Annotated in this window: 5 protein-coding genes; all 5 read right to left on the bottom strand. The window is 35.8% G+C overall.

What is annotated here, in order from left to right:
• Nucleotides 1-373 precede the first annotated feature (373 nt).
• Genes KUI_RS04955 through KUI_RS04975 form a run of 5 tightly spaced genes read right to left on the bottom strand, consistent with a single transcriptional unit; the run spans nt 374 to nt 13,359 of the window.
• Nucleotides 374-1,015, bottom strand: coding sequence for an Imm43 family immunity protein (locus tag KUI_RS04955; RefSeq protein WP_014840442.1), 642 nt, complete (start codon nt 1,013-1,015; stop codon nt 374-376).
• Between the two features lie 10 nt (nt 1,016-1,025).
• Entirely contained in the window at nt 1,026-7,313 is a 6,288-nt protein-coding gene (gene tssI / locus KUI_RS08140; RefSeq protein WP_014840443.1) for a type VI secretion system tip protein TssI/VgrG, read from the bottom strand.
• Nucleotides 7,310-8,419, bottom strand: a complete 1,110-nt coding sequence (locus KUI_RS04965) for a pentapeptide repeat-containing protein (RefSeq protein WP_013521196.1) — start codon at nt 8,417-8,419, stop codon at nt 7,310-7,312. The genes tssI and KUI_RS04965 overlap by 4 nt, the downstream gene beginning before the upstream one ends.
• Complete coding sequence (locus KUI_RS04970; protein ID WP_014840444.1) at nt 8,409-11,015, bottom strand: DUF2169 family type VI secretion system accessory protein; 2,607 nt, start codon at nt 11,013-11,015, stop codon at nt 8,409-8,411. The genes KUI_RS04965 and KUI_RS04970 overlap by 11 nt, the downstream gene beginning before the upstream one ends.
• Nucleotide 11,016: 1 nt before the next feature.
• Nucleotides 11,017-13,359: a type VI secretion system Vgr family protein gene (locus KUI_RS04975; RefSeq protein ID WP_013521198.1), complete on the bottom strand. Its 2,343-nt coding sequence runs from the start codon at nt 13,357-13,359 to the stop codon at nt 11,017-11,019.
• Nucleotides 13,360-13,371: the final 12 nt, after the last annotated feature.

The raw sequence follows: 13,371 nt of genomic DNA on the forward strand, positions 1-13,371 counted from the left end.
ATTATTAAGTGCATCGATGCGTGTTTCAATTCGACCTGCAGGGTTATATTTATATCGTGTCTCACGATCAAGCCCGTCTATGAACTTAAGTAGACGCCCTTCAGCATCATGCTCTAGGTATACGGGGTTTGTTTATGTTTTATTTACTTTGGCAATGTTAAAGAACTGGGCTCAACACCCTCAGTTGTATGTTAGAGGGTGTTTGAGAAAGAATTAAGAGTCACCTATAAACCATTTACACAAAAAACGTTACAGGCTCACGAAATTTGCTTGTTAGATAATGCCTCATCCAAATTTTTATTTTTATTATTGTGAAAGTGAGCAGGTAAAAACTGTCTTAAAACCAAATCGTAATATAAGATGGAATAATAAACTATTCCCAAAAATAAACCGATTTATTCAGTTCATACCAAGTCTTAATATCAAAAAGCATAGTATTCCTAAAGTTAGTTTCGATATAATTTTTTAAATCGGCATTAATTAAAAGTAAATTCCTTAAACCTTCAATATTTGACATAAAAATTTTTTTATTACCAACTTCATCGCAGGAAACCAATGATAAAGGTTCACCGTTATTCGAATATTTAATTTGTACAAGTTCAGACTTTATCTGCCAGCTAAAAACCCTTAAAAAATAAAAAACTTCCTTGGTAATTTGATTTCCCTTAGTATCAACTATAAATGCATTACATTTGTCGTCTTCATAGTCAAACCCATTAATTTTTAGAAATTTATAGAGGGCTTCTGAGACAATAAAAAAATTACCATAATTTACATAATCAAAATTAACTTGTTTATGACCTTTCAAACATATAAATACATGTTGAGGTAATTTTTGAATATTCTTAGTAGCACTTAACCTAACCCAAGGGAAGTCAAAATTTGGATGAGTATTTTTAGGATTAAATCGTTCTGATATACCAATTTCCCCTGAGGATGATAACGGTAATTTATTTTTACTAGCTATCTCAGTCATTCTAATAGGAACATCCCAAACTAATAATTCATTCTTCATCTTGCTTTACCTAGTGTAGTCTTACATGGTAATTAGCGTTTGCACTTAAACCAGTTCGAAGTTTATCTTGCAATTGAGTAACTTTTTGTTTAGCTATAGACTTGGCTTCACTCTGACACATACCCTTATTATTAACATTATCATCATATTCACTTTTAATAGAATCAATTTTCTTAGCAACATCAGCATTATAAGTTCCATGGCTTCCTCTATGCCAGAACATCCTACCAGCATTTTGTGCATCAACCATAGTTGAGGGCATATAAATTCCATTACGCCATCCATTTTTTCCGAATTCTGAACCAACCATACCAATCTCCTTCAAAAATGCACTTTCTTTTTTCCATACTTGTTGAGGAATTATGTGATGAGTTTGCCAAACAGCATTCCAAGACCCACTAGGTCGGAATATATTAACAGCCTCCATGTATTTTCTTAGTTTGTAGCCACTCCAACCAATAGGGTCAATCCACTCCACTGGATTTGGTGCATAAAGAAAACTATTCAACCCACCCAATAATCCTATCGGATCAAGTGAAATGAACCTACCAATCTCAGGGTCATAGTAGCGGAAGGTATTGTAGTGTAGCTCACTTTCTGCATCAAAGTACTGACCTTGGAATCTATGATTGTTTATTACACCATCATCAGACACAGGAGCAGAGATGATAGTATCACCCCATGCCTTAGCTTGTGCCTCCCACACCACCTCTTGTTCTGCATTCATCAGAATTTGTGGAGTGCCTATCTGATCGTTCACATAGTGATAAACAGCTGGAGCAACACCCTTCGAACCACCGCCTAAGCTGCCTGCCCCTCCAGAACCGCCTCCTGCAACACCATAACCAAACCCTACAGCAGCAGTATTCGTATACTGCACAAGTGGTACAAACTCTCCATCCTCATACAAGTACTGAACTTCTGAGCTTAACTTTCTTGTCTCTGAGCCTGCATCCTTTCTTATCTGAGCCTGAACTGCTAACTGCTCCCCAATCCTATCCTCAGACGCAATTGTTAAACCATCCCAGTCATAAAGCGTCTGTTCTAATACCTCTTTAGTCCTTACATCTACTACTCTCTTACCTATCCTTCTGCCAAACACGTCATAGCGGTACTGGGTATCAAGCCTACTTCCTGCTCTAGCTCCTCTAAATGTAGAAGACTTCATCTGATTGAATCCATCCCAATCAAATGTCTGTATTCCCTTAGCACTCTCTTTTTTGATTAAATTACCTCTTTGGTCATAATCAAAGTGTGAGCCTGAGATGTGCCTTAGCAAATTGCCCATCACTTTAGATAAACCACTAGGAAGTGTGTTCTCTACTTGATGTTGATATGTGCTTAAAGCACTATGCTCTTTACTTAAGATATTGTGTGCTGGGTCAAAGCTAAAGGTCTCCTCTCCCAATGGTCCCTTAGCATTGATTAGTCTTCCTATCGGGTCATAACGATAGCTAAGCTCTCCTTTGCGACTATCTTTAATGTTGATTAACTGATTTGCTCCATCATACTGATAGTCTCGATTGAGTATGCTTTTCTTAACGTATTTGCCACTTTGAGTGTGTTGATTAGCTAGACGACCTGCTGCATCATATGCTGTGGTCTGAAGCATGTCCTGAGCCCAATGGCGTTTTACTTCACGGTGATTGTCATCTCGTTCATAGTCTACGATTCGCTCTTTATCAAGCAACATCCCATGAAGATGACCTGATCCATATCTTAAATAATCAACCTCTTTTCCATCTGGTCTTACTGTTTTGATTAGGTTAGATAGCTCATCGTATTCAAATCTCCATAGCTTGGTGACATGATGATCAAAGATGTCGTATGAGTGAATCTCTCTTAACACATTACCTAATGCATCAAGCTCAAATTGATTCTCTGATAATGGGTTTTTCGCTAAGGTGAGTCGCCCATTTAAGTCATAGTCATATTCACGGACCTCATCTGCACTAGTGGTTTTAGTCATACGACCCATAATGTCGTACTGGAAGCTTAGGGTCTGATCTACAAACGTAACACTATCTAAACGCCCTGTTAACTTGTTGACCTGATAACGCTTCTCTTTACCGTCAAACCCTCTTTCATAAACAAGCCTACTAAGCGGATCATACTCAAAGAGGTATTTGTCATTGTTTTCATTGATAAGCTTAGATAGCCTACCAAGCACATCGTATCTATACCCTACTTCATTATTAAGTGCATCGATGCGTGTTTCAGTTCGACCTGCAGAGTTATATTCATATCGTGTCTCACGATCAAGCCCGTCTATGAACTTAAGTAGACGCCCTTCAGCATCATGCTCTAGGTATACTGGGTTGGTTCCACTTCTTTCTACTTTGCAAATATTGCTGTAGTAATCATAAGTGTAGACTTCCGTGGTACCGCAAGGTTCCGTCATCTTGACCACACGACCTAATAGGTCATAATCCCATTTAGTCGTTTTACCTGAGCAGTCTCTAAATGATGCTACCTCTCCAGTTGGATGGTATAGGATGTGTTTATTACCTCCTTTAGCATCCTGAATTCTAATCACTTGACCTTTTGTGTTGTACTGATATTTAGTGACATGGCCCAAAGGATCTATCTCAGACTCAACCAATTTCAAATTGTTATATGTCCTATGCCACTCATATCCCATTGGATCAGTAAGTGTTATTAGATTATTATCTAAGTCATAGTCATATCTAATGCTAGTATTATCTGGCTGTAATACTTCCACTAAATTATCAAATGCATCGTATACAAATTTACTAGTAGTCCCATCTTGATATCTAACCTGAGTGATATTGTTATATTTATCACGTTCATTGATTCGCTTAGTTCCATCGCAGTAGTGAATCTGCATTAAATAATTGTCTTCATTAAAGACATATTTTGTAGTTTGACCTAATGCATCCGTCACATAAGTGGATAATTCTTTACGCTCATATCTTATATACAATGCTTCCGAACCATCATCTAAACTTTCATGGACACAACGACCGTGACTACCATCAATCTCCCAAGATAAGTTAACACCACGTGCTGTCTTATCTTCATACCTGGTAATTAAGTGATTAGATTGATATTTGTATTTATTTGAAAGTGCATACCTATCTGTTGCCGTTATTAAGTTACCATCGGCATCATAGGAATATTTAGCAAGTACAACTTCAACCTTGTTGCCTGTCTCTAAATCAGTTTCGTAGTAGTAAACCTCATCAAACCTATTCTGATCGTCATATCTAAAATATAAGTTATATAAATCGTTTTCTAAATTAGATAAACGAGACTCATCATCATAGTCTAGTTTCAGTATGTTGTTCTGTGCATCAGTACATAGGTGCAATCTAAATACTGAGCCTATTTTCTTAAATATTAATTTATTGTCATTTTTATACCTGATCTGCAAAGTATCAGGATCAACTTGAGACCAGAATAATTCTTCATTCCTGTCATAGATTTCTTTATTTATAGGTAATTGTTGTGGACAACGCACCAACCTACCTTCAAAATTAACAAATACAGGAGTCTCTTCATGCAAATATATAAATTGCATGTAAGGTGTCATCCATCTTGGACCTAACGGACTTAATACTGACTGCTGATCAAAAGCATAGTTATTTGATCTATACATCCTAGTCCAAGATATTTTCTTTATCCCTGGTAGTGCAAAGTCTGTATGATAAAAACGCTCTTCACCTAGTGAAAAGTCAATTGAATGCGGTGATGTGGCTTGAGACACTGCACCAGAAGCCAAATCCATACCAATATCAACTATGCCATCTACAGCCATCCCTACAACTGGTGCTAATAGAATCTTACTTGATGATAAACCCTTACATTCCTTACAATCTGCACTTGGTTCATCGGATTTTTTATTCTTATCTTTTCCTCCCTTATCATCTCCACCACCTTCTTTTTTATCGGATTTTCCTTTACCTGAACCTCCCTTGCCAGATCCACCACCACTATCAGGCCCAGAGAACCAAACTTTAAGACCTCGATTAAACCTCAATCCCACTAAATCAGTTGCCAAACTTCCATCTTTATTTTCTTTACCTATGAGTTGACCACTAATACCAGAAGCTCCAACACTAAAATATTGTTTACTATTATTTTGAACAACTCCACTAAGGTATATAACATTAAGACCTAAAGTCTGTGCTCCAACAGAACCTTTTACACCCGTTAAACTAATACTAGTTGAAACATCATTGACATGGGTAATCTTATTTTTAGACGATAAAAGTTCAAATTCAAATTTTAAAGGTGCCTTATTCGTTATGGATGCTTCTGTCTGCATGGTATAACCAAAAATTGCACTAACATCTACATTTGATGCAGAGTCTATTTTCGTAGATGAACTTTTAGATTCAATACCTAATTTAGGTGTCTTCCAAGATAACGAGCCAGTGTTTAACTTTGACTTAGTATTTATATTAAAAATTTCATCTACACCAACACTTTGAACCACATCTCCAGTTACTTCTTCCTCATCAGAGGTCTCAGAATTTAGGTGATAACCAAGCATAGTATGAGTAGCCACACCACTAACTGTACTTGTAAACGTACCCTTAATGGTTTCATCAACTCCATCCAAATAGTCCTCTTTTAAATTACCGCCAATCTTCTCTGTTAATTGAGTTTTAATCAGTCTCTCATGATCGCTCTCATACTTTGCCTCTCTACCACTTTTTAAAGTTACATCTGAAGTACTATGTGTAGTATGAGATCGGAAACTTGAAATTGATGAAGTTACATTGCCATCAATTGTTTGAGTTTGCTTATCCTTAACGTGAGTGTTCATATCACGCTCTGCTACAAACGATAGCAACTCATTGCCTGGACTATCCTCAAACATCATGCGGTTTGCATTGCTAGCATCACCGTTTTTACTACGAGTAAAGAAGCCACTTTGAGTCGCATCATCTGGAAGGTTTACAGGAGGCATGTTTTCATTGTTATATACACGTCCTATCACCACTGGACGATCAGGCTGACCATCTACAAAGTCAACCACAACCTCTTCACCTACACGTGGAATTTGAACACCACCAAATCCAGATCCAGCCCAAGGACTTGATACACGTACCCAGCAAGAACTATTTTCATCTCTCTTACCGTCCCTATCCCAGTGAAACTGTACTTTAATTCGACCATATTTATCTGTCCAAATCTCTTCACCTGCTGGACCTGTAACTACTGCCGTTTGTGGACCACCCATCTTAGGTTCTTTATGAATCCTAGGTGCTCTATACTGAACATCAGCTGGAATAAGGAGAGCTGATGTCTGAAGGTTGTAGTTAACATCATCTCCTGATACATAGGATTGAACCGATATGTCATACTCAGTTTTGACTACAAGATATTCGCCATCATCTGCTGCGTATGGTGCTTGTTTTAGTTCTATCTTATATCCTGATGCTAGGTCTCTTAGACGTGTGCGAGCCTCAGCATAATCCTGAAGAGCTTGCAAGGATTCTAGATGCACTTTTGCATAATGTTCAGACTCATCAGCTGAGATATACCCACCAAACGGCTCGTAAATATCAAGCTCTCTTCCTGCAGAGTATTTACTACCTACGTTGCTCTCTCCAGATAAATCTCCACGAGGATTCTCAAAGTTATAGTCTTGGGTCGAATATGAACTTGATGTAATCTGACCTCCAGATTGCCAATCAAACACATGTTGATCGTGAGCATAAGCCACTTTATCTTCATGATAAAAATATGCTGTTCCGTTTACTGGAAGCTTCGGATGCGTGTCTTTTGAGTCTGTAAGAACCAAATAATGTTTTTTATCATCATGTCGGAACCAGTAGTAAATACCTTCATGCTCTAATAGGCGACTTACAAAAGAAAAATCTGTCTCGTTATACTGAACGCAGTAATTCCACTTTCTATAACTTTCAAATAACTTATTCTCAATATATACATCGTAATCTTCAAGAACCTTTTTGACCACATCCACTGCAGTCATCTCTTGAAATATGCGACTATTGTTAGTCTGTGTGCTATACCATAAGTGCGGAACCACTGTGAACTCATATATAAAATACTTACGAGCATCCTCTATCTTCTCACTAACCTTACGCACTGAGCTGATCATACCGTTTATGTATCTGAGGGATTTCTCGGTATCAATCTCAATGCTTACATCCGTACCTAGAAGTTGAGTTTGATCTATAGGCTTATCTTCAGCAACTGCCTGTACACGGTACTCAAACAAATTTGATAGCTCATCTTTACCCTTAAGAGATAGAAATCTTAGACTATCACCAAAAATGGTTTTAAGATTAACGATACGATTCATGATAGTGGCCCTTTAGTATCGGATACTTGTGTTGTATTTGGAGAATTGGTTCTAAATTGTTCTGACCATAGCTCAGCTTCAAATAAAGCTACATCCTTTTCTATAGCTCCAGGAGCTGTCTTAAGATCAGACTGTTCTGTTAATGCTCGATGAAATCGTGTCTCTCTTAGATTTGATTCATCGAAAGTTGACTCATTTAAATTTGAGTAAGAAAAATCCGTGTAATAGAGATTGCAATTATTAAAACTGCAGTTAATTGCACTGGCTTTTTTCCAATGCGTTAGCGATAAATCAGAATTGTCAAAATGTGATTTTTCAAAGTTAGCTTGAGCGAATACAGCTTGTTTTAAATCTGCATTTTGTATCGATAAGTTTTGCCCATGAGCCTCAACAAAAACTGAGAAGGGTGCGATACACTCATTCATAAGCACATTGTCTAATTTACTACCCTTGAAAGAACATTGAGTAAGGTTAGCTTTATTAAAAGAAGAATTTGTTAAGTCACTGTCTGTAAATGAGCATAATTTCAAATCATATTTATCAAAATTTGCACCAATAAGTTTAGATTTAGACCAGACAATATGATTAAGTTTGCAATTCTTAATCTTTATAGACCGACAATCTAAGTCGTAGAAAATTGCTTTGTACATTTGACAATTTTTAAAACTTACTTCAGTCAAATCTACTTCTGCAAACAATGTTTCACTTAGATCAGAAGTTAAGAAAGATACATTACTAAGGGTACATCTTAAAATGGCACCCTTTGAAAAATATGAATTAAATACAGAAAACTTAATTAATTTAGAATTTGTCCATTTAACACTGTAAAAATAAGAATCTTTGATGTAGAAATTTTCAGCTTTAGAATCATTTATAAAAGCATCCAATACATAACAATCTTCAAACGAACATCCAGTCAAATCGCACGAATTGAAAGTCGTTTGACTTAATCGAACATCAATAAATTTCGTGTTAGAAAAATTAATATTATCAAATACTACTCCTGACAAATCCCAATGATTAAATGTTCTATTGCTTAAATCCAATCCTTTTAGGGGTACACCATTATCAATCCACTCTTTAAGAAGTTTGTCATTAAGATGCATCTGACACCCTCCCTTCAGTTGGCTCTAACTGTATAAGCTCCATATAATTCTCATGTTCAATGCAGTCATCCTTAATAATCGTGTGACCCATCTCACATCTAAAAAAGTTTACGTGTGTAAAGTTAACTTCAGAGAATATTGAGTGAGTGAAAGTCCCTGTCATCAAATTAGAATTCGTGAAATCAACTTTTGAAAACTTTGAATGCCTAAAGAGAGAATCAGGGACCTCAATACCTGTCATGTCAATATCTACAAAACTGGAATGAGAAAGTTCTGAGTTCTCTATGATTGAATTATTAAAAATGCAACCTCTAAAATTTTGTTTTCTTAAAGAACTATTTTTTATATAGCATTCAGTAAAATCTATTTTTACTAAGGGGTTATCACTAATTACAGAGAGTGCCTCTAGCCATGATGATTTAAAAGATGAGTTTTCAATATCCGTTAGAGTGAGAGCAAAACGATAAAAATAATTTTTATTAAAATCACAATTTTCTATACTGCATTCAGTATATGCACATCTTTGCCATTCACAATCTAAATATTCACAGTCTTTATAACTACTCTGAACCATAGAGAAACCATCGTGAACACATTCTTTGAATTTACAATTCAAAAAGGTTGATTGATGAGCCAGAATCTCTTTGAAGTAACAAGATTCAAACTGACATTTAAAAAATGAGTATTCAAAGATAACTAATTTTTCAAATTTACAATTTTTAAAATAGGACCCATCAAATTTTGCTTGATTAAAATTTGTAGTTAAAAATTCACAATCATCGAATACAACGTTGTTCAGTATGGCAAAAGAAAAAGCTGCCTCATTAAGCTTACACTTAATAAACCTACACCCTGTTAAATTAGTGCCCTTAAATATGGCAAATGAAAAATCAATATTTTCAAATTCAAGTTTTGATAAATCTGCATCTGTTAGATGAATTCCCTCAACCGATTCGGCCTTTGCAATCATTTCAATCAGACCGTCTCTATTTACTTTTCTAGCTAATGAATTTATTAAATATTCACCCTGATCAAATTGAGCAGTTAAAGACCACATTTTTTTCTTTAATTTATCAATTCTCTGGTCACTATTTTCTTCAGAATACATCTCTTGTAATTTAGATAGTTTAGTATCCTCAAGATTAGGATTTTGTTTAATATTTTTTAAATCGCTGGTAGCAAATTCATATAATTCATTTGCCCTTGTTAATTCATCAAATTCTTTATCCACGCCCTTGGACAAAACATATCTTTTACGTGCAGCTTTTACATCATTAAAGTGATTTCTAAGTTGTTCAACTCTTTCATCTTGCCATTTTTGTTTTTCATTTAAGAACTTTAGGTTTGATCTAGGCTGAGGACCAACTTCTTGGGGTAAATAATAAGATCCGTCTAATCCAATTTCATTAATATGTTCTCTGGTAATTTTTTTAACATAGTCTTGAAACTTCAAGAGCTTTTCTGTTAACTCTCCCACTTCTGCTGGTTCAGAATCAAAACCTATATGTTTTACATTCTCTGGTAGTAAATCCTCATCTGAAAAGGCTTTAAGTGCTGAGGTATAGTGATCCTCTCTCAGAGACATGAACTGCATATAATGATCTGCTGGCTTAGGGGAATGTCCCCACTCTAAAGAGGCTAAAACATGAATAATTTCTGTTCCATCATCAAACCAACTAGGGATTGATTCCTGAAAAATCAAAATATATTTTTCTAAATGAGGGACGAGCCAAAGAGTTTTAAGTTTAAGAGAAACATCAATAACCTCAGCTTCATGATCAGGTGTTTTCTGAAGTTTTACTAGGCAGCGTCCAGACCAAGCAGGAATTATACCTTTCCAAACTTCCTTTTCGGGATGCATATTAATCACTGAAAAGTTAGTATTATTTGGAAAGCAATCTAGATTTTTAAATATTTGATCATCTTGAGCTGCATTAAACATGGTTGGATCCATATCAGGAAAGAAACCTGGGAAGTCTCTTTTCTTCCACTCTTCACTATAAGTGCCAACCTTGCCGAATCTAACTGGCCATACCATGGATTGGGGTCCAAAGTTATAACTTTTATATTCATCTCTGAGCTCAACAATTAAATGGTTTGGATTTTCAATGTTAGGTAGTATTATTGGTTCATTAGATTGTTCATCATTTTTTTTAATATACCCCTTACCCATAGGATTGTTCTCAAAGCCCTCACCTCCATAACTATTGGCCCATGTAAGAGGGATTTCCTTAAATTCCTTAGGATTAGTAATTTTTTTATCTATATATTCTCTTTCACCGAATACTCTAAGTTGTCGAACCAAATCATTTACTCTGACAGTTAAATCAACCTTAGTTTTGTCTTTAGAAAAATTTGAATATGCTTTGCCAGAGACCAAAAACTCAGGATTAACTTTAGGAATACCATATTCAATAACTCCACCTGAGTCTAATTCAGTATTAGCTAATTCCCATAATTTCTGTTCTGATTCAATTACTGGAACAAGCTCTGAAGCATCAACTAAAACTATTATGCTGAGTCCTATCCTAGACTGGCCTCGCCACCTATAGGGTCTAACTTGAAGACTAAGAGGAAAGGGTTTAGATATTTTCATATTAAAGGATTACTTTTAAAGCCCTATGCTCTTCTTCTTTATATTCGTCAAAGTCTATACCTATCAAGTTACCTGCAATATCTTCTTTATCGTTTGTTTTTATTACACCTTTTAGGTTAAGACCTGCGACACCCGCTTTAAGAAGTTGTTGACTCAAATCCCTAATAACAAAATTGAACTTGAAATTAGTAAAGTCGTTATAGTAGAGAACCATTTTGTCTTCAAAGCCAGTAATTTTAATTTTTAGTGAATCACTTTTTTCTTTATGTTCACAAGTTGAATCTAAATTATTCATAATACTGATATGGGTCATCATCGCACCAGCCTCAGATTTGGTATTTTGATTAATACCTAATAATGGACCTACAGAACTAAATTTATAATCTCCAACGGTCATACCAACGTTTTGTGCGGTTTGTTGCATTCCCGATCCGCTAACAGTTACAGAAGTTTCTCCACCCACAGTGACATCTTCATCTATTTCATAACTATTGATACGATTTAACGAAATAGAATCCTTTCTCACACCAGTTATATTTTGCTTAACACCTGTTTTATATCCATGGATTGCAGGTTCACCAGTTACTGTAAAAGATTCAGTGCCAGTTGTTGTTTCAGTATTAGGACCTTTATAAGCTCTTTTTTGACGTTTATGAACAGTATCTTTACTATGTCCAGAAACTTCTACTGTATGACCTTTATCATGTTGATAGGTTGCTTTACCTGTAACTTTTTTATTCAGTAAACCACCGTAATTCCAAGTGTGTGCACCTACGATATTTGTAGCTGATGCACCTCCAACTGAGTGATTACTATCATTTTTAACGTAGTAATCCATATTTTTCTGAGCAACCATTTTTAAAAGTTCTTGCCCTAATGCATCTTCAAATAACAAGGAGTTAGCTTGGTCTGATGTTCCATCTTTAGTTCGAGTATGAAAGCCACTTACCGTTGCATTGGCTGGTAGCTCAACTGGAGGCATATTATCTGCGTTGTAAAGCCGCCCAACAATAACTGGTCTATCTGGATGCCCCCCTAAGAAATCAATGATTACCTCTTCGTTGACACGTGGGATTTGCATACCTCCAAAACCACCACCAGCCCATGGGCTTGAAACACGCACCCAGCAAGAACTATCACCATCTTCAATTTGTGCAGAGTCCCAATGAAATTTAACCTTCACTCGACCATACTCATCTGTATAAATAGATTCACCTGGAGGTCCCATGACAACAGCCGTTTGAGGACCATAGGTAAAAGGAATTGATGTTACTTTTGGATGACGATATTGAGTAGATGCTGGAATCATTAATACCTTAGTGATTGCATAAGTTTTCTGATTTTCATTTGTTGCGTATGAGGCTTCAGAAAAATCGTAGTCAATACTTGTGATTAGGTACTTCTGGTTTTGTGAATCGTTTGGGTGTTTTTCCAGAGATATAGTGCTACCAACTGTAAGCAGTGGACTATTAGAGGTTCCATGATATTTTTTACTTTGGGCCTCGAATATTTCCACGTTTATATCAGCATATCTTTCACCCTCAGAAGTTTCTGTGTAATCCCCAATTGAATGATAAAACTCAAGATCAACTCCATGATTATTTTTAAGAGATGAATCTTTCTCTACATACAAACTAGCATCAGGCTTATTTAGGTTGTAATCAACAGAACTAAATTTAGTAGGTGTGATGCTTAATTTAGGCTGCCATTCATAAAAATGCTCTTCAGTATGATCTAAACCAAGACCATGATCATAAAAACTTATGCTATCGAATGCCTCGACTGGCTTATGAGAGTTTTTACTATCAGAGATTATAAGTTTATGCTTACCTTCACTATGCTCAAACCAAAAGTACATACCCTCGTGTTCCATTAAGCGGGAAACAAATTCATAATCAGTCTCATCATATTGAACGCAATATCCCCACTCACGATAACTTTCTTCTGTATTAATTTCCAACTCAAAGGGATATTCTTCAAGAGTTTCTTTGATTACTTGAGGAATGTTCTTCTTTTGAAAAATCTTGTAGTGATTAGTTTTTGTAGCAAGCCATAACCATGGTCTTACGATAGCCTCGAAAATAAAATATCTTTCAGTTGTTGTTTCTTGACCCACACGTTTTGCTTGAGTAACTAATCCACTAAGAAATCTGCTTTTACCACTGTTATCAACTGTAAGTGTTAACTCTTTTCCAATAAGTGAACGTGCATCAAAATTTTTGTCCTTGCTTAGGAATTCAAGTTTAAATTCATAGAGTGATGATAAAGATTCATTGCCAATCAAAGATCTAAATAACAAACTTTCTGAATCAAAAGAACCGCTAATTTTGTAAGTTCTACTCATTTAATTCTCCAT

The organism is Taylorella equigenitalis ATCC 35865 (genome assembly GCF_000276685.1).
GTDB lineage: Bacteria > Pseudomonadota > Gammaproteobacteria > Burkholderiales > Burkholderiaceae_B > Taylorella > Taylorella equigenitalis.

Bases quoted from the DNA above. Each gene is read 5' to 3' on its own strand.
- KUI_RS04975 (WP_013521198.1), bottom strand. From the start codon at position 13,359: ATGAGTAGAACTTACAAAATTAGCGGTTCTTTTGATTCAGAAAGTTTG.
- KUI_RS04955 (WP_014840442.1), bottom strand. From the start codon at position 1,015: ATGAAGAATGAATTATTAGTTTGGGATGTTCCTATTAGAATGACTGAG.
- KUI_RS04970 (WP_014840444.1), bottom strand. From the start codon at position 11,015: ATGAAAATATCTAAACCCTTTCCTCTTAGTCTTCAAGTTAGACCCTAT.
- KUI_RS04965 (WP_013521196.1), bottom strand. From the start codon at position 8,419: ATGCATCTTAATGACAAACTTCTTAAAGAGTGGATTGATAATGGTGTA.
- tssI (WP_014840443.1), bottom strand. From the start codon at position 7,313: ATGAATCGTATCGTTAATCTTAAAACCATTTTTGGTGATAGTCTAAGA.